At 62.8% G+C, this 17,078-nt stretch carries 15 protein-coding genes and 2 pseudogenes (1 of these 17 only partly in view); 5 read left to right on the top strand and 12 right to left on the bottom strand.

What is annotated here, in order from left to right; all coding sequences use genetic code 11:
* Nucleotides 1-388 precede the first annotated feature (388 nt).
* Together ACNFCH_RS10820 and tetR(C) are read right to left on the bottom strand one after the other, a co-directional pair.
* Nucleotides 389-703: a helix-turn-helix domain-containing protein gene (locus ACNFCH_RS10820; RefSeq protein WP_061342203.1), complete on the bottom strand. Its 315-nt coding sequence runs from the start codon at nucleotides 701-703 to the stop codon at nucleotides 389-391.
* Complete coding sequence (gene tetR(C), locus ACNFCH_RS10815; protein ID WP_001038045.1) at nucleotides 690-1,349, bottom strand: tetracycline resistance transcriptional repressor TetR(C); 660 nt, start codon at nucleotides 1,347-1,349, stop codon at nucleotides 690-692. Before tetR(C) ends, ACNFCH_RS10820 begins: the two co-directional genes overlap by 14 nt.
* Nucleotides 1,350-1,441: 92 nt before the next feature.
* Between tetR(C) and tet(C) the strand changes: the two genes are divergently transcribed.
* Entirely contained in the window at nucleotides 1,442-2,632 is a 1,191-nt protein-coding gene (gene tet(C), locus ACNFCH_RS10810) for a tetracycline efflux MFS transporter Tet(C) (RefSeq protein WP_001297013.1), read from the top strand.
* 91 nt (nucleotides 2,633-2,723) lie between these two features.
* Here the strand turns inward: tet(C) and ACNFCH_RS10805 are convergent.
* Nucleotides 2,724-2,813: pseudogene (locus ACNFCH_RS10805) on the bottom strand (type VI secretion protein); the annotation flags it as partial.
* A gap of 268 nt (nucleotides 2,814-3,081) precedes the next feature.
* Between ACNFCH_RS10805 and ACNFCH_RS10800 the strand changes: the two are divergent.
* Complete coding sequence (locus ACNFCH_RS10800) at nucleotides 3,082-3,360, top strand: resolvase (RefSeq protein WP_416742793.1); 279 nt, start codon at nucleotides 3,082-3,084, stop codon at nucleotides 3,358-3,360.
* Between the two features lie 357 nt (nucleotides 3,361-3,717).
* Here ACNFCH_RS10800 and ACNFCH_RS10795 read toward each other — a convergent pair whose 3' ends face one another.
* On the bottom strand, nucleotides 3,718-4,422 hold the full coding sequence (locus ACNFCH_RS10795; protein WP_001067855.1) for an IS6-like element IS26 family transposase: 705 nt from the start codon (nucleotides 4,420-4,422) through the stop codon (nucleotides 3,718-3,720).
* 65 nt (nucleotides 4,423-4,487) lie between these two features.
* On the opposite strand from ACNFCH_RS10795, the pseudogene ACNFCH_RS10790 reads away from it, so the two are divergent.
* From ACNFCH_RS10790 to ACNFCH_RS10780, 3 genes and pseudogenes are all read left to right on the top strand, one after another.
* Nucleotides 4,488-4,709, top strand: a pseudogene (locus ACNFCH_RS10790) (tyrosine-type recombinase/integrase); the annotation flags it as partial.
* Between the two features lie 374 nt (nucleotides 4,710-5,083).
* On the top strand, nucleotides 5,084-5,644 hold the full coding sequence (locus ACNFCH_RS10785) for a recombinase family protein (RefSeq protein ID WP_003090771.1): 561 nt from the start codon (nucleotides 5,084-5,086) through the stop codon (nucleotides 5,642-5,644).
* Nucleotides 5,645-5,647: 3 nt separating this feature from the next.
* A complete protein-coding gene (locus tag ACNFCH_RS10780; protein WP_003090772.1) occupies nucleotides 5,648-8,614 on the top strand; it encodes a Tn3 family transposase in 2,967 nt (988 codons plus the stop codon).
* On the opposite strand, the gene ACNFCH_RS10775 is transcribed toward ACNFCH_RS10780, so the two are convergent.
* From ACNFCH_RS10775 to ACNFCH_RS10740, 8 genes are all read right to left on the bottom strand, one after another.
* Nucleotides 8,611-9,036, bottom strand: coding sequence for a hypothetical protein (locus tag ACNFCH_RS10775; protein WP_416742752.1), 426 nt, complete (start codon nucleotides 9,034-9,036; stop codon nucleotides 8,611-8,613). The two genes, ACNFCH_RS10780 and ACNFCH_RS10775, sit on opposite strands and share 4 nt — an antisense overlap.
* Nucleotides 9,033-10,619 carry a VWA domain-containing protein gene (locus ACNFCH_RS10770; RefSeq protein WP_337157185.1) on the bottom strand — a complete coding sequence of 529 codons (1,587 nt, stop codon included), beginning with the start codon at nucleotides 10,617-10,619 and terminating at the stop codon, nucleotides 9,033-9,035. The genes ACNFCH_RS10775 and ACNFCH_RS10770 overlap by 4 nt, the downstream gene beginning before the upstream one ends.
* A gap of 1 nt (nucleotide 10,620) precedes the next feature.
* Entirely contained in the window at nucleotides 10,621-11,622 is a 1,002-nt protein-coding gene (locus ACNFCH_RS10765; protein WP_337157184.1) for a VWA domain-containing protein, read from the bottom strand.
* The gene (locus tag ACNFCH_RS10760) at nucleotides 11,609-12,115 is read right to left on the bottom strand and encodes a DUF4381 domain-containing protein (protein ID WP_337157183.1); all 507 of its coding nucleotides are present in this window, start codon (nucleotides 12,113-12,115) and stop codon (nucleotides 11,609-11,611) included. Before ACNFCH_RS10760 ends, ACNFCH_RS10765 begins: the two co-directional genes overlap by 14 nt.
* Nucleotides 12,112-13,059, bottom strand: a complete 948-nt coding sequence (locus tag ACNFCH_RS10755; RefSeq protein ID WP_337157182.1) for a DUF58 domain-containing protein — start codon at nucleotides 13,057-13,059, stop codon at nucleotides 12,112-12,114. Before ACNFCH_RS10755 ends, ACNFCH_RS10760 begins: the two co-directional genes overlap by 4 nt.
* Before the next feature lie 12 nt (nucleotides 13,060-13,071).
* Complete coding sequence (locus tag ACNFCH_RS10750) at nucleotides 13,072-14,043, bottom strand: MoxR family ATPase (protein WP_337157181.1); 972 nt, start codon at nucleotides 14,041-14,043, stop codon at nucleotides 13,072-13,074.
* A 122-nt stretch (nucleotides 14,044-14,165) separates the two neighbouring features.
* A complete protein-coding gene (locus ACNFCH_RS10745; protein ID WP_337157407.1) occupies nucleotides 14,166-16,394 on the bottom strand; it encodes a tetratricopeptide repeat protein in 2,229 nt (742 codons plus the stop codon).
* Between the two features lie 108 nt (nucleotides 16,395-16,502).
* Nucleotides 16,503-17,078, bottom strand: the final stretch of a protein-coding gene (locus ACNFCH_RS10740) for a mechanosensitive ion channel family protein (protein ID WP_337157406.1). Its footprint extends 996 nt past the window's final position; the window shows 576 of its 1,572 coding nt (coding positions 997-1,572); its start codon lies off the right edge, out of view — the gene reads right to left on this strand; the stop codon is at nucleotides 16,503-16,505.

Raw genomic sequence — 17,078 nt, 5'->3', positions numbered from 1 at the left:
CCAGGCCGAGTGTTCCTGACATCCATCGGCACCATAGTTCTGCTTATCCGGCACGCGCGCGTCAGGGGTGTGGTGAACTACAAAGCAGACCCGTTGAGGTTATCAGTTCGATGCACAATCAGCAGCGCATAAAATATGCACAAGAACAGGAGCACCCTTCGCATTAAGCTGTGGTGGTAACAAGTAGTGCCGGGCTACCATCAGCGAGCATGATGCGCTCCCACAGCATTCGCCTTGGCAGTATGGAAGTTCCTCGCTCCAGTTCGGGCCGGTATCCACCTCGAGTGACCCCAGCCGCCCCTCATGCCAACCGAGCCCATTAAGCGCAGAGTCGGCCGCAACTATCTCGGGGACGCATAAACACGCAGCGATTTACCAAGGAGTTCGGCTAGGTCAATCCGCAATTCCCTTTGCCTGGCCGGAGATGCCGCGAGCAAACAATGTGTCCGGTCGCTACCAGATGGACTTTGTGGGCGGAGGATTGCACCAGACGCTTCAGCGCAGCGTCGTACGATGAATCGGAAGGCCCGGTAAGCAATTGAAGAACCGCTGACCACCTCCCATCCGACAATGCAAGGGTGCCCCGCTCCCAGCGCGACACGGTTGCCTGATCCACACCCATTAATTCAGCTAGGTGACTTTGCTTCATATGACGAAGCAACCGCGCCCTCCGCACCTGCCGCCCCCTGTCATTCGTCAACATTCTTCAGCACCTCAATGTCGTTCGTAGTGAGCCTCATTTTTTCAAGACCGCCGATGATGAGAGCCAGGCCTCGCTCGAATGCCGCGTCCGGACCGCCTTCGTAGACGATTTTCATCGCGCTCTGTAGGCGCGCCGGCATCGTAGACGCTGAGGTGGTCAACTGATCTTCGCCCCGCTCCTCGGCGTCTGCCTCGCTAGCTTGCTGCTCAAGAACAGCGCCGACGGTGAAGTAGCTGATTGCCATCAACGCATAGGTCGCGTCACCTGCCGAAAAGCCAGCATCGCAAAGGAAGCGAAGCTGCGCGTCGGCTTTTTCCATCTGCGGCGCGGCTGGCCGCGTCCCGGCATGAATACGCGCGCCATCGCGATAAGCGAGCAACGCCCGTCGAAAACTGCATGCATTGCCCTTCAGGAACGAACGCCAGTCGTCGTCATCCCTTGGCGTCGAATGCGTGTGATTTATCGTCAGCATGGCTTCGGCAAGTGCGTCGAGCAACGCACGCTTGTTCTTGAAATGCCAGTAGAGCGCTGGCTGTTGCACCCCGAGGCGCTCAGCCAGTCGGCGCGTCGTTAGACCTTCCATGCCCACGTCGTTAAGCAGTTCGAGCGCGGTTCGGATCACGGCCTCGCGTTGGAGCTTGTTCATTCGCGAATTCTCATGTTTGACAGCTTATCATCGATAAGCTTTAATGCGGTAGTTTATCACAGTTAAATTGCTAACGCAGTCAGGCACCGTGTATGAAATCTAACAATGCGCTCATCGTCATCCTCGGCACCGTCACCCTGGATGCTGTAGGCATAGGCTTGGTTATGCCGGTACTGCCGGGCCTCTTGCGGGATATCGTCCATTCCGACAGCATCGCCAGTCACTATGGCGTGCTGCTAGCGCTATATGCGTTGATGCAATTTCTATGCGCACCCGTTCTCGGAGCACTGTCCGACCGCTTTGGCCGCCGCCCAGTCCTGCTCGCTTCGCTACTTGGAGCCACTATCGACTACGCGATCATGGCGACCACACCCGTCCTGTGGATCCTCTACGCCGGACGCATCGTGGCCGGCATCACCGGCGCCACAGGTGCGGTTGCTGGCGCCTATATCGCCGACATCACCGATGGGGAAGATCGGGCTCGCCACTTCGGGCTCATGAGCGCTTGTTTCGGCGTGGGTATGGTGGCAGGCCCCGTGGCCGGGGGACTGTTGGGCGCCATCTCCTTGCATGCACCATTCCTTGCGGCGGCGGTGCTCAACGGCCTCAACCTACTACTGGGCTGCTTCCTAATGCAGGAGTCGCATAAGGGAGAGCGTCGACCGATGCCCTTGAGAGCCTTCAACCCAGTCAGCTCCTTCCGGTGGGCGCGGGGCATGACTATCGTCGCCGCACTTATGACTGTCTTCTTTATCATGCAACTCGTAGGACAGGTGCCGGCAGCGCTCTGGGTCATTTTCGGCGAGGACCGCTTTCGCTGGAGCGCGACGATGATCGGCCTGTCGCTTGCGGTATTCGGAATCTTGCACGCCCTCGCTCAAGCCTTCGTCACTGGTCCCGCCACCAAACGTTTCGGCGAGAAGCAGGCCATTATCGCCGGCATGGCGGCCGACGCGCTGGGCTACGTCTTGCTGGCGTTCGCGACGCGAGGCTGGATGGCCTTCCCCATTATGATTCTTCTCGCTTCCGGCGGCATCGGGATGCCCGCGTTGCAGGCCATGCTGTCCAGGCAGGTAGATGACGACCATCAGGGACAGCTTCAAGGATCGCTCGCGGCTCTTACCAGCCTAACTTCGATCATTGGACCGCTGATCGTCACGGCGATTTATGCCGCCTCGGCGAGCACATGGAACGGGTTGGCATGGATTGTAGGCGCCGCCCTATACCTTGTCTGCCTCCCCGCGTTGCGTCGCGGTGCATGGAGCCGGGCCACCTCGACCTGAATGGAAGCCGGCGGCACCTCGCTAACGGATTCACCACTCCAAGAATTGGAGCCAATCAATTCTTGCGGAGAACTGTGAATGCGCAAACCAACCCTTGGCAGAACATATCCATCGCGTCCGCCATCTCCAGCAGCCGCACGCGGCGCATCTCGGGCAGCGTTGGGTCCTGGCCACGGGTGCGCATGATCGTGCTCCTGTCGTTGAGGACCCGGCTAGGCTGGCGGGGTTGCCTTACTGGTTAGCAGAATGAATCACCGATACGCGAGCGAACGTGAAGCGACTGCTGCTGCAAAACGTCTGCGACCTGAGCAACAACATGAATGGTCTTCGGTTTCCGTGTTTCGTAAAGTCTGGAAACGCGGAAGTCCCCTACGTGCTGCTGAAGTTGCCCGCAACAGAGAGTGGAACCAACCGGTGATACCACGATACTATGACTGAGAGTCAACGCCATGAGCGGCCTCATTTCTTATGCTGAGTTACAACAGTCCGCACCGCTGCCGGTAGCTATTGACTATCCGGCTGCACTAGCCCTGCGTCAGATGGCTCTGATCCAAGGCAAACTGCCAAAATATCTGCTGGCACCGGAAGTCAGCGCCCTGCACCATTATGTTCCGGATCTGCATCGCAGGATGCTGCTGGCTACCCTGTGGAACACCTACATCTGTATTAACGAAGCGCTGGCATTGACCCTGAGTGATTTTTCTCTGGTGCCGCCTTATCACTGTTGAAGGCCACCGCTCATCACGCGTTTGCTGACATTGAGCCCTGCCGGCCGATCGGCCTGAGACTCTCAGCACAGGAGACGGCGGGTGACGAGCGTATACTTTTTCGACGCTTGGTTGCGGTCGCGCTAGGCGTGGCCGCCGACGAACCCGCTGGTGTCGCCCTTGCGGAGCAGCGCAAGGCGGACCTTGCCACGACATCCCCTCGCCCGCCGATCGTCTAAATTCGTCGAGGTTAAGAAATTCCCGCTCCGGCGAGGCCATCACCATCACCGGCGTCAGGTAGTGGACATGGCAGCAGCGCACGCAGGGGCACTGTTGCAAAGTTAGCGATGAGGCAGCCTTTTGTCTTATTCAAAGGCCTTACATTTCAAAAACTCTGCTTACCAGGCGCATTTCGCCCAGGGGATCACCATAATAAAATGCTGAGGCCTGGCCTTTGCGTAGTGCACGCATCACCTCAATACCTTTGATGGTGGCGTAAGCCGTCTTCATGGATTTAAATCCCAGCGTGGCGCCGATTATCCGTTTCAGTTTGCCATGATCGCATTCAATCACGTTGTTCCGGTACTTAATCTGTCGGTGTTCAACGTCAGACGGGCACCGGCCTTCGCGTTTGAGCAGAGCAAGCGCGCGACCATAGGCGGGCGCTTTATCCGTGTTGATGAATCGCGGGATCTGCCACTTCTTCACGTTGTTGAGGATTTTACCCAGAAACCGGTATGCAGCTTTGCTGTTACGACGGGAGGAGAGATAAAAATCGACAGTGCGGCCCCGGCTGTCGACGGCCCGGTACAGATACGCCCAGCGGCCATTGACCTTCACGTAGGTTTCATCCATGTGCCACGGGCAAAGATCGGAAGGGTTACGCCAGTACCAGCGCAGCCGTTTTTCCATTTCAGGCGCATAACGCTGAACCCAGCGGTAAATCGTGGAGTGATCGACATTCACTCCGCGTTCAGCCAGCATCTCCTGCAGCTCACGGTAACTGATGCCGTATTTGCAGTACCAGCGTACGGCCCACAGAATGATGTCACGCTGAAAATGCCGGCCTTTGAATGGGTTCATGTGCAGCTCCATCAGCAAAAGGGGATGATAAGTTTATCACCACCGACTATTTGCAACAGTGCCCCGTAGAACAAGCAGGCATCACGAAGCCCGCCACACCGCACACCCTCCGCCACTCGTTCGCGACGGCCTTGCTCCGCAGCGGTTACGACATTCGAACCGTGCAGGATCTGCTCGGCCATTCCGACGTCTCTACGACGATGATTTACACGCATGTGCTGAAAGTTGGCGGTGCCGGAGTGCGCTCACCGCTTGATGCGCTGCCGCCCCTCACTAGTGAGAGGTAGGGCAGCGCAAGTCAATCCTGGCGGATTCACTACCCCTGCGCGAAGGCCATCGGTGCCGCATCGAACGGCCGGTTGCGGAAAGTCCTCCCTGCGTCCGCTGATGGCCGGCAGCAGCCCGTCGTTGCCTGATGGATCCAACCCCTCCGCTGCTATAGTGCAGTCGGCTTCTGACGTTCAGTGCAGCCGTCTTCTGAAAACGACAAACTGGATGTCAGGCAAGGCGCATCACGCCGTCAGAATAGAGTCCGCTTTCACATTCTTTGACACATGCTTGCCAAGGTCATAGATTTCAGCCTGACAAATTCAAGGCTTCGGGCGCAATGGAACCAAAAACCAACGCAAGCCCTGCCGCCCATCCAGCCCATGGAGGCATCTTGCAGGGACAACGCATCGGTTACGTCCGGGTCAGCAGCTTCGACCAGAACCCGGAACGCCAACTTGAACAGGTCGAGGTCGGCAAGCTGTTCACCGACAAAGCCTCGGGCAAGGACACCCAGCGTCCCCAGCTGGAGGCCATGCTCGGTTTCGTTCGCGAAGGCGACACCGTGGTGGTGCACAGCATGGATCGCCTGGCACGAAACCTCGATGATTTGCGCCGCCTGGTGCAGAAGCTGACCCAGCGCGGTGTGCGCATCGAGTTCTTGAAGGAAGGCCTGGTGTTCACCGGCGAGGACTCGCCGATGGCCAACCTGATGCTGTCGGTCATGGGGGCCTTTGCCGAGTTTGAGCGCGCCCTGATTCGCGAGCGGCAGCGCGAGGGCATCGCCCTGGCCAAGCAGCGCGGTGCCTACCGGGGCCGCAAGAAAGCCCTCTCCGACGAGCAAGCCATCACGCTGCGGCAGCGGGCCGCTGCGGGCGAGCCGAAGGCGCAGCTCGCCCGCGAGTTCGGCATCAGCCGAGAAACCCTCTATCAGTACCTTCGCAAGGACGACTGAACCATGCCGCGTCGCTCGATTCTCTCGGCTACGGAGCGCGACACCTTGCTTGCGTTGCCGGAAAGCCAGGATGACCTGATCCGCTACTACACCTTCAACGACTCCGACCTGTCGCTGATCCGCCAGCGGCGCGGCGACGCCAACCGCCTGGGCTTCGCGGTGCAGCTCAGCCTGCTGCGCTACCCCGGCTATGCGTTGGGCACCGACAGCGAGCCGCCCGAGCCGGTCATCCAGTGGGTGGCCAAGCAAGTTCAGGCCGACCCGGCGAGTTGGTTGAAGTACGGCGAACGCGACGTGACTCGCCGCGAGCACGCCCAGGAACTGCGCACCTACCTACAACTGGCCCCGTTCGGCCTGTCCGACTTCCGCGCCCTGGTGCGCGAGCTGACCGAGTTGGCCCAGCAGACCGACAAGGGCTTACTGCTGGCCGGTCAGGCCCTGGAGAGCCTGCGACAGAAGCGGCGCATTCTGCCGGCGTTGAGCGTAATTGATCGAGCTTGTTCGGAGGCCATTGCGCGGGCCAATCGCCGAGTCTACCGCGCCCTGGTCGAACCACTCACGGACTCGCATCGGGCCAAGCTGGACGAGCTGTTGAAGCTCAAGGCCGGCAGCAGCATCACCTGGTTGACCTGGCTGCGACAGGCACCGCTGAAACCGAACTCCCGCCACATGCTCGAACACATCGAGCGGCTGAAGACATTTCAGCTGGTGGACTTGCCCGAAGGCCTGGGCCGACACATCCACCAGAACCGCCTGCTCAAGCTGGCCCGCGAGGGTGGGCAGATGACGCCCAAAGACCTCGGCAAGTTCGAGCCGCAGCGACGCTACGCGACCCTGGCCGCCGTGGTGCTGGAGAGCACCGCGACGGTGATTGATGAGTTGGTCGATCTGCACGACCGTATCCTGGTCAAGCTGTTCAGCAGCGCGAAGCACAAGCATCAGCAGCAGTTCCAGAAGCAGGGCAAGGCGATCAACGACAAGGTGCGCCTGTACTCGAAGATCGGCCAGGCTCTGCTGGAAGCCAAGGAAAGCGGTAGCGATCCCTATGCCGCCATTGAGGCGGTGATTCCCTGGGACGAGTTCACCGAGAGCGTCAGCGAGGCCGAGCTGCTGGCCCGGCCGGAAGGCTTCGACCATCTGCACCTGGTCGGCGAGAACTTCGCCACTCTGCGCCGTTACACGCCGGCCTTGCTGGAGGTGCTGGAACTGCGCGCTGCCCCGGCTGCGCAAGGCGTGCTGGCAGCCGTGCAGACCCTGAGCGAGATGAACGCCTACAACCTGCGCAAGGTGCCGGCCGATGCGCCCACCGCCTTCATCAAGCCGCGCTGGAAGCCGCTAGTGATAACCCCGGAAGGCCTCGACCGGCGCTTCTACGAAATCTGCGCCCTGTCCGAGCTGAAGAACGCGCTGCGCTCCGGTGACATCTGGGTCAAGGGCTCGCGGCAGTTCCGCGACTTCGACGACTACCTGCTGCCGGCAGAGAGGTTCGCCGCGCTCAAGCATGCGCAGGCTCTGCCCCTGGCGATCAACCCGAACAGCAACCAGTACCTGGAAGAGCGCTTGCAGCTGCTGGACGAGCAGCTGGCCACCGTCACCCGCCTGGCCAAGGACAACGAGCTGCCCGATGCCATCCTCACCGAGTCCGGGCTGAAGATCACCCCGCTGGATTCCGCGGTGCCCAATACCGCGCAGGCGCTGATCGACCAGACCAGCCATTTGCTGCCGCGCATCAAGATCACCGAACTGCTGATGGACGTGGACGACTGGACGGGCTTCAGCCGCCACTTCACACACCTGAAGGACGGTGCCGAGGCCAAAGACCGGACATTGCTGCTGTCAGCGATCCTGGGCGATGCAATCAACCTCGGGCTGACCAAGATGGCCGAGTCGAGCCCCGGCCTGACCTACGCCAAGCTGTCCTGGCTGCAAGCCTGGCACATCCGAGACGAAACCTACTCGGCGGCCCTGGCCGAGCTGGTCAACCACCAGTACCGTCATACCTTCGCCGCTCACTGGGGCGACGGCACGACCTCTTCTTCCGATGGCCAGCGCTTCCGGGCGGGTGGTCGAGGCGAAAGCACCGGCCACGTCAACCCGAAGTACGGCAGCGAGCCGGGGCGGCTGTTCTACACCCACATCTCCGACCAGTACGCACCGTTCAGCACCCGCGTGGTGAATGTCGGCGTGCGCGACTCTACCTATGTGCTCGACGGTCTGCTGTACCACGAGTCCGACTTGCGGATCGAGGAGCACTACACTGACACGGCTGGCTTCACCGATCATGTCTTCGCCCTGATGCACCTGCTGGGCTTCCGCTTCGCACCGCGCATCCGCGACCTCGGAGAAACCAAGCTGTATGTTCCGAATAGCGTCCAGGACTACCCGACATTGCGCCCAATGGTTGGCGGCACCCTGAACATCAAGCACGTCCGCGCCCATTGGGACGACATCCTGCGCCTGGCCAGCTCGATCAAGCAGGGCACGGTCACCGCCTCGCTGATGCTGCGCAAGCTCGGCAGCTATCCGCGCCAGAACGGCCTGGCCGTGGCCCTGCGCGAGCTGGGCCGGATCGAGCGCACGCTTTTCATCCTCGATTGGTTGCAAAGCGTCGAGCTGCGCCGGCGCGTGCATGCTGGACTGAACAAGGGCGAAGCCCGCAACTCCCTGGCCAGGGCGGTGTTCTTCAACCGCCTCGGCGAGATCAGGGATCGGAGCTTCGAGCAGCAGCGCTACCGGGCCAGTGGCCTCAACCTGGTGACGGCCGCCATCGTGTTGTGGAACACGGTGTACTTGGAGCGCGCCACCCAGGCGATGGGCGATGCGGGGAAGTCGGTGGATGGTGAGCTGCTGCAATACCTGTCGCCGCTGGGGTGGGAGCACATCAATCTGACCGGCGATTATGTCTGGCGGCAGAGCCGCAGGCTGGAGGACGGGAAGTTTCGGCCGCTAAGGCTGCCCGGAAAACCTTAGCGTACGATTTTTTCCGTTTTCTCTATTCGCCCCAAGTGCAACGCCTGGCTATGGACCGTGAGCGGCCCACTGCCCTGTCCGGGTTGCACTTCGATGGCCAAGGGCGGGATGTCATACCCCCGCGCCTGCGCGGGGATGATCTGGTAATTGAGGCGCAGGCCGAAGAATGCCTTGCCATCGATCTGCTCGTTCAAATGCGTGGCTTCACCACTGGGGGCGGAAACCACCGCCCCGTCCAACGTCAGCGTCGGCAAGCGAGGGGCTGCGTTGAACCAGGTATCGACCAGCAAGTCGATCTGCAGGACCACCGTGCCGCCAACCAGCACCTTTTCCGACGGGAGCAGTTGGCTGCGAACCTTGACCTGCGGCTCAGTGGCGTGGACCAGCAGGGGCAACAACATGACCAGCAACAGGTACTTCATGGTGTGGCCTCCCTGGCGGCCTCCTGCAGAAGGAACTTGCGCCTGAGAAATTGGGCGGGCGAGGTCGTGAGGTTGTTCAACCACACTTGATCGGCGCTGGCCTGCCCGGCGCTGCGCTGGATCGTCTTGCCCTTGCCGGAGGGGTTGTCGAAGTCGATCTTGTCTGCCTTCTCGTCCGGCGGCCCGGCTTGCTGTTGCTCGTCGCGGTCCTTCAACAGGGCCTGGGCCAGGGCAAGGTTGGCGCTGGCCTCGGGAAACGTCGCCTGACGTTTCAGCGCCTGCTGGTAGGCGGCAATCGCCTGGTCGAACCGGGACAGGCGCACATAGGTATTGCCCAGATAGAAATACGCAGGCGCTGTGTCCAACCGGGCGAACTGCGCCAGCGCGACATCGAACTGCGCCGCGCGGTAGGCCGCCAGGCCTTTCCAGTAGGGGTCGCTGAAATGGCGAGCAGCGTCGGGATAGTGGCCGTGCTCGAAGGCCCAACGCCCCTGCTGGTCGGGTGTGAAGAACGCGTCGGCCAGGGGGCCGGCCTGCGCGGTTTGGCCGGCCGAGCCGATCAGCAGCGCCAACAGCCACCCGCCCAGCCAGTGAACCCGCCAACCGCGGCGCACACTCAGCAACGCCAGTACCAGCAGCGGCCAGCACAGCCAGTAGCCGGCGTCTTTCCAATGCGGCGGCTGCCCGGCCTCTTGCACGGCCTGGAAATGTCGCTGGGCGTGCAACTCGATCCAGTCCAGATCCTCATCGCTCAGGGTCAGGCTACCCAGCGGCGCATCCGCCGCCTTGGCCAGGCCTTCGAGGCCTTCGCGGTCGAACGACGCCCGCAGGGTCTGGCCATGCGCGTCGGTCAATGGCCGGCCCTGGGCATCCTGCACCACCCCCCCGTCCTGGCTGCCCACCGCGAGCACCAATACCTGCAAATCGCTGCCTTGCAACGCTTTGCCGATGGCGTCGAACTGAGTCGCATCGGCGCCATCGGTCACCAACACCAGTGTCCCGGGTACTTGCTCAGCAGCCAGCAAGCGCTTGGCCAGCACGATCGCCCCGAGGGCATCCTTGCCCGAGCGCTCGATCAAGCCACTCGACAATGCCTGGAGAAAGCTGTCGAGCAATGCCGGATCATCGGTCGGTGGCAGCACCAGGTGGGCGCTGCCGGCGTAGGCGATCAACGCCACGCGACTGCCAGCACGGCGCTGGATCAGATCGTGCAAGGTGTGCCGGGCCGCCGCCAGACGCGACGGCGGCACATCGTTCGCCGCCATCGAAGGCGACAGGTCCACCGCCAGGATGAGCGGTGCGCGGTTGTCCAGGAATGCCGGCGTATCCTGCTCCCAAGTCGGCCCGGCGGCCGCCACCGCGCCGAGCACCAGCATCGCACCGAGCAGATGGATCGGGTGCAGGCGATGACGCTCCTGCGGTGTGATCACCAAGTGCTCAACCAAATGCGCTGCGATGATGCCGTCAAGCTGCCGGGCAAGGTCATGGCGTCGCGCCCACAGCACAGGCAGTGCCACGCCTGGGATGATCAACAGCAGCCACAGCGGGCGCAGAAAATGGAAGGCTGCCAGGTCGATGTTCATGTCAGCCTTGCGCCTGTGCATCGGATCGGTGACCGGCGCCGCGCACGCCCGCCAATGCCGACACGCCGTGCGTGAGCAGCAAGAGCAGCAGCGCAGCCCCCAGCGGTAGCCAGAACAGATCACGCTTGGGTTGATGACTCAAGGTCTTGACCCGATGCGCAGTGATGCGATCGAGCGTGGCATACACCTGTCGCAACGCATCGCTGTCGTCGGCGCGGAAGAACTGCCCACCGGTCACCCGGGCAATGTCCTGCAGGGCCTGCAGGTCGACCTTGGCCTCACCGCTGGCCTCAGGATCGCCAATGCCGATGGTGTGCACCACGATACCCCGGTCGTGGGCCATGGCTGCGGCGTGGCCCGGGGTGATTGCGCTACTGGTGTCATTGCCGTCGGTCAGCAGGATCAGCACTTTTTCCTGTTCCGTGGCGCCGTCGAACAACTTGATGGAAAGACCGATGGCATCGCCCAAGGCGGTATTGGGGCCGGCCATGCCGATGCCCACCTCGTCGAGCAGAATGCCAAGGCTGGCATGATCGAGGGTCAGCGGGGCCTGAGGGTAGGCCCCAGTGCCGAAGACGATCAGCCCGATGCGATCGTCCTTGCGGCGCTGGATGAAGTCGCGCACCACGTCCTTCACCGCGTGAAGACGGTCGACCCGTTGTCCCTCTGGGGTGCTGTAGTCGGTGGTTGCCATGGACTGGGAAATGTCGATCGCGAGCATCAGATCGCGGACCGGCTGCTCTCGCACGATGGGCTTTTCCACCCAGACGGGTCGGGTACAGGCCAGCAACACCAGGGCCCAGACCAACCAGGCCATGAGCAACTGCCAGCGCCCGCTACCGGCGGTGACGCGCCCGGGTTCCTGGCCCACGGCACGGCTCATGGCGGCGAAGAACGGCACCCGCATCGCGCTGCGCGACTCACGGTAGGCCGGCAGGTAGCGGTAGGCCAGCCAGGGCGCCGGCAGCAACAGCAACAGCCAGGGGTATTCAAGCTGCCACATGGTGCACCTCGATCCACTGACGGCAGGTCTTGAGCAACGCCTGGACCTCTTCGTCAGCCAAGGCCATCAGGCGATCGGCCGGCGCATAGGCCAGCAGTGCCAGGTGTTGGGCGAAGGTCGCAGGCAGTGGCGTGGCGCTGTGCCGTTGCAAAAATGCCTGCCATTGGGCGTCGCGCAAACTGGCAGCGCGCGCCCCATCAGGCATCGACAACGCAACCCGTTTGAGCAGTTCAGGGACCTCGCGCAAGGCCGCCAGGCGCTGCGCCGGGTCTTCCAGGTTCAGCGCCAAGGCCGCCAGGCGGGCCAGCGCTTCACGCCGGTAGCGATTGCGCCGCCACCGCCGGTAACGCCAGATGGCCAAGGCGCCGAGCAACAGCAACATCCCCCCCAGCAGCGCCAACCAACCCCAGGTCTGGGGCCAATAGCTGATGGGCACGGCCGGCAGCGCAAGCTCGCGCAACTGGTCGATGCTGGGGCTCGGTGCGCGGCTCATCGCGGCACCGCCGATAACCGGCCCAGCTCCGCCCTGAGTTGCACCAGGCTGTCGCGACCGGTGCTGAACATCATCAAGGGGACCTGACTGCGGCGCAGCAAGGCGGCTACCGCCTTGAGCCTTGCACTGAGGAACTCACCCAAGGGCCGATGAACCTGGCGACGAGCGATTTCCAGCTCTACCTGCAACTCTCCCTGGGTCACCATCACCCTGCCTTGTTCAGGCAGTTGCAAGGCAATGGGGTCGAACACCTGCAAGGCCAGCACGTCGTTATGGGCACGCAGCTGGCGCAGCAGCTGCAAGGTGTGGTCAGTCACGCCGGAAAAATCGCTGATGATCACGATCAGGTGATCGTGCCCGGCAATGCCCAGGCACTGACGCAACACGCGATCGAGCTGCTCCGGCTGCTCGTCGTCGACGTGGCTGGCATGCAGTGCCTGGTTGTGACGAACCACGGCCGAACACAGCGCCTCGACACGGGCTCGACTGCGCAAAGGACGAATCGTTTCGATCTGCTGGTCGTTGAACACCAACCCGCCCACCCGGTCCCCGGCATGAAACGCCATCCACGCGCCAATCGCCCCCAATTGCGCGGCAGTGACGGATTTGAAGCACTGTCGCGAGCCGAAATACATGCTCATGCGCTGGTCGACCAGCAGCAGTGTCGGACGGTCGCGCTCTTCGGTGTAACTGCGTACGAACGGCTTGCTGTAGCGCAGCGACGCCCGCCAATCGAGATGGCGCAGGTCGTCCCCAGGCGTGTATTGACGCAGCTCGTCGAAGCTCAGCCCACGCCCGCGCAAGCGCGCTGCATGGCTGCCGGACAGCACGCTGGACAACGGCTGTCGCGAGAGAAAACTCAGGTCGCGCACGCGATGTTCCAACAGCATCAGCTGTTCGAGCGATACATACACCGAACCCTCGGCGACCACCGGCCCAGCCATGTCAGCCTCCTGTCACGCCGGGACCGCGACCTTGTCCAGCAAGCGGTCCAGTACCTGGTCAGCGCCAATGCCATCGGCCACGGCGTCATAGGAGAGCAGCAGCCGGTGACGCAACACCGGGTGCAGCACTGTGCGCACATCGTCCGGCGTCACGTAGTCGTTGCCTTGCAGCCAGGCATGCGCCCGTGAGACCCGGTCCAGGCTGATGCCTCCCCGCGGACTGGCCCCGACCTTGATCCAGCGCGCCAGGTCGCTGTCATAGTCGGCGGGATGGCGGGTGGCATTGATCAGGTCCACCACATACCGGTCGATGGCCTCGGACACATGCACGCCACCGACCTCGCGGCGTGCGGCGAAGATCGTCTCCTGGGCCATCGGTGCCGCCTCGCCCGGGGAGCCGCTGTGCGAATCCTCGCCACGCACCATGCGTAGCACCTGGGCTTCATCCTCTACCTTGGGGTAGTCGATCAGCAGCTTCATCAGGAAGCGGTCCATCTGCGCCTCCGGCAATGGATACGTGCCTTCCTGCTCGATGGGGTTCTGGGTCGCCAGCACCATGAACAGCCCGGACATCGGGTGGGTCTGGCCAGAAACAGTGATCTGGCGCTCCTCCATGGCCTCCAGCAAAGCCGCCTGCACCTTGGCCGGCGCCCGGTTGATCTCGTCCGCCAGAATCACATTGCCAAACAGAGGCCCTGGCTGGAAGCGAAGCTGGTTGCCGCTGTCGGTCTGCTGGAGGATCTCGCCACCGGTGATATCGGACGGCAGCAAGTCCGGTGTGAACTGGATACGGCTCATGCGCGCATCCAGATGGGTGGCCAGGGCCTTCACCGTGCGCGTCTTGGCAAGCCCGGGCAGGCTCTCGAGCAGCACGTGCCCGTTGGCCAGCAACGCCAGCATGATATGGCCGATGGTCTGCTCCTGGCCGAGTACTTGCTGGCCGACCCGAGCCTGCAGCTCGGCAATCTCGTCACGCATGGTCACGGTCGCTCTCCTTGACGCCCTGGCAATCACTCCAGTGAATCGCTGGTAACTCTAGTCCACGGGCCATTGTTCGCCATTGAAAAGCCTGCCAATGCCTGTCGCGTAAAGCCTATGCCACCCCTTCACTGCCGGACCGGCGGCAGCCTTGGGTCGTCCGGCACCGCCTTGCGCATGCGCTCCACATACTGTTCGACCTGATCCAGTTCTCCTGCTTTGGAGTGCAGGTAGATCAAGGCATAGAGCAGGTCGGCATTGTCCGGTGACGAGGCCAGCCCCTGATGCAACGCCTGCAAGGCTTCATCACGGCGATCCAACTGCGCCAACAACAGCCCCTGGTTGTAGAAAACCCGCGCGTTGCCCGGCATTTCCCTGGCCGCCACGTTCAGCCATTTCACGCTTTCCTGGGCCTGGCCTTGCTCGACCAGCAGCAAGGCCAGCATGTAGGCGAGGTTGCCATGATCGCCCGCAGGTGTTCCCTCAAGTGCCAGGCCCTCGCGCAGTTGTCGCTGGGCGGCATCGAGCTGTCCTGTGTTGGAGTAGAGCGTCACCAGGTTCACCCGGGCAGGCGTGAAATGGGCATCCAGGCGCAGGGCCTGTTGGTACTGGGCGATCGCTTCCTGCTCCCGGCCCTCGCGCTGCAGCAGCACGGCCAGGTTGAGCCGCCCGCCCGGCAAATCGGCATTCTCGCGCAGACGCCGCTCGTAATCGGCCAACTGCGTCTGGAAGCCTTCGCGTCGCTCGGCAGGCAACGCGTCGAGGGGGACGTCGGCCAGCGCGCGCAGCGCCTCGTCGCGCACGGCCAGCAGCGGGTCGTCCAGCAAAGGCAGCAACTGCCTGACCCGTGCTTGAGGGTCGAGACGGGCAAAACCTGCGGCGGCATAGGCCCGCACAGCCCCATCCTTGGCGTTGAGCGCCCACCCCAGCGGGGTGATGGCAGGCGGCCCGAGCTCGGCGAGCTGTTGGGCGGCGGTGGCACGGACAATCGGAGGTTTGCCGATGTCGGCAATCACGGCGGTCAGCAGGTTGAGCCGGTCACCCTGCCCGGCCCTGACGGCATGGAAGGCCTCACCGTAATGGGCCGGGCGCTTTGGCGTGCCGAACCAGCCCTCGATGGCCGTCGCGGCCCATTGCGGCTGCTTGTCGGTGTGACAGGCGGTACAGGCATCGGGGCTTGCCGTCTTTTGCGCAAGGTCCGGGCGCGGCACGCGGAAGCTGTGATCGCGACGCGGGTCTACGACCATGTAGGTCTTGCTGGGCATATGACAGTTGACGCATTGGGCGCCTGGGGAGCCTTGGGCATGGTGATGGTGCTCGGGGGTGTCGTAGTTGCGAGCCTGCAGGCTGGGAAAGCGGTTGGTGGGCGGATGGGGGTTGTGGCATTGCTGGCACAGCGTGTTGCCCTCAAGCTTCACCCGGGTGGTGTGAGGGTCGTGGCAGTCGGTGCAACTGACCCCGGCCGCGTACATCTTGCTTTGGGTGAAGGAGCCATAGACATACACCTCGCCATCGATCTGGCCATCGGCGTGGTACAACCCTTCACGCAAGGTCGCCGGTAGCGAGGCGTCGAGCTGTGGCTTGCCCGGTTGTTGGCCTGTGCCGAGGGACTGCCTGCGGCTATGGCAGAACGCGCATTGCTCGATCAGACCTTTGCTATCCAGGGCCTTGAAGTCCACGCTCAGTTGCATGTCGCTTGCCGTGGCGTAGGGCTTGTCGGTGTTCGCCTGCTTTGCCCAGTCCACATGGGCCTGCCCCGGGCCGTGGCAGCCCTGGCAGCCCACGGTCTGCTCCTGCCAGGTGGTGGCGTAGCGGTCGTGCTGGTCATCGTAGTGTTTGAGCAGGCGCGTGGAGTGGCAATCGGCGCACATACCGTTCCAGTTCTGGTAGCGCCCGGTCCAGTGCAGGGCGTCGTCCGGCGCAAAGCGCTGGCCCGGGTAGAGCGAGAACCATCGCTGTCCACCGTCCTGTTTGCTGCGGCTGTCCCAGGCAAGGGTCAAGGCCTGCAGCCGCCCACCGGGAAACTCGACCAGATACTGCTGCAAAGGCCGATAGCCGAAGGTGTAGCGCACACGAAAGTCCGCCGACTTGCCGTCAGCGCCCTCAGTGTTGACGTAGTAATGCTCGCCCTTGCGCAAGAAGCGCGCCTTGACCCCCGCCTCGTCGAAGCTGCGGCCATCGAAAGCACCAAGCACATTGCCCGGGGTGGCCTCGCGCATCGCCCAGGCGTGATCGGAGTCCTTCCACTGCGCGGCCTGTGGGGCATGGCAACCCTTGCAACTGGACGCATCGGCATAACCTTCCCGGTCCTTGGCCAGCCCTGGAACGGTATCCGGAGCTTGGGCCCAGGCCGCCATGGGGCCGATCACCAGCAGGTACAGCGATAACAGCAGAAGGCGAAGATACACGTGGCGTCCTTACTCATGCGTGTGATGAGGTGTGTGAAGGCAATACGCGTTGCTGCTTTATTCATCCTGCCTGGGCGTCGCAGGTGCGGCATGCCAGCGCTCCGGGGGGACGAACTTGGCCTGCTCTGGGTCCGCCAGGTAGTGCGGCGACATGATCTGTACGCCGTACTCGTTGAACACGTCCTGGATATTGGCGTGCAGCATGCTCAGCAGTTCGGCCCGAGGTCTGGGTTCGCTGGGGATCGCCTGGGCGACCAGGCGATACTCGGGATAAAAGTCGCTCAGCGCCGTCTGGAACACCTGCGGGCTGGGCTGCTCGACGATGCCCGGCGTGCGCCGCGCGGCCTCGATCAACATGGCGTGGACCTGACGCCAAGGCGTGTCATAGCCGATGGTGACCACCGTATCGACCACATAGCCCTGGCCCTGGACGATGCGCGAGTAGTTCTTGGTCACCGCGCCGGTGATCATCGAGTTGGGCAAGGTCAGCACCTCCCCAAGGCCTGTGCGAATGGTGGTCGTGAACATGCCGACTTCCATCACCGTGCCCTCATGGTCGGCGATGCGCACGAACTCGCCGGCCCGCAGCGTGCGGGTGTACGTGAGGATCAGGCCAGCCATGCCTTGCCCGAT

It is taken from the genome of Pseudomonas sp. NY15354, assembly GCF_048068075.1.
In the GTDB taxonomy this organism is placed as follows: Bacteria; Pseudomonadota; Gammaproteobacteria; order Pseudomonadales; family Pseudomonadaceae; genus Aquipseudomonas; species Aquipseudomonas guariconensis_C.
The sequence above is the reverse complement of the archived record's forward strand: the minus strand, read 5'-3'. Positions and strand labels throughout refer to the sequence as shown.

What these genes read in the sequence shown, in the direction of transcription:
- ACNFCH_RS10820 (WP_061342203.1), bottom strand. Translation starts at nt 703, where the DNA reads ATGTTGACGAATGACAGGGGGCGGCAGGTGCGGAGGGCGCGGTTGCTT.
- ACNFCH_RS10800 (WP_416742793.1), top strand. Translation starts at nt 3,082, where the DNA reads ATGAGCGGCCTCATTTCTTATGCTGAGTTACAACAGTCCGCACCGCTG.
- ACNFCH_RS10795 (WP_001067855.1), bottom strand. Translation starts at nt 4,422, where the DNA reads ATGAACCCATTCAAAGGCCGGCATTTTCAGCGTGACATCATTCTGTGG.
- ACNFCH_RS10780 (WP_003090772.1), top strand. Translation starts at nt 5,648, where the DNA reads ATGCCGCGTCGCTCGATTCTCTCGGCTACGGAGCGCGACACCTTGCTT.
- ACNFCH_RS10775 (WP_416742752.1), bottom strand. Translation starts at nt 9,036, where the DNA reads ATGAAGTACCTGTTGCTGGTCATGTTGTTGCCCCTGCTGGTCCACGCC.
- ACNFCH_RS10770 (WP_337157185.1), bottom strand. Translation starts at nt 10,619, where the DNA reads ATGAACATCGACCTGGCAGCCTTCCATTTTCTGCGCCCGCTGTGGCTG.
- ACNFCH_RS10765 (WP_337157184.1), bottom strand. Translation starts at nt 11,622, where the DNA reads ATGTGGCAGCTTGAATACCCCTGGCTGTTGCTGTTGCTGCCGGCGCCC.
- ACNFCH_RS10760 (WP_337157183.1), bottom strand. Translation starts at nt 12,115, where the DNA reads ATGAGCCGCGCACCGAGCCCCAGCATCGACCAGTTGCGCGAGCTTGCG.
- ACNFCH_RS10755 (WP_337157182.1), bottom strand. Translation starts at nt 13,059, where the DNA reads ATGGCTGGGCCGGTGGTCGCCGAGGGTTCGGTGTATGTATCGCTCGAA.
- ACNFCH_RS10745 (WP_337157407.1), bottom strand. Translation starts at nt 16,394, where the DNA reads ATGGCGGCCTGGGCCCAAGCTCCGGATACCGTTCCAGGGCTGGCCAAG.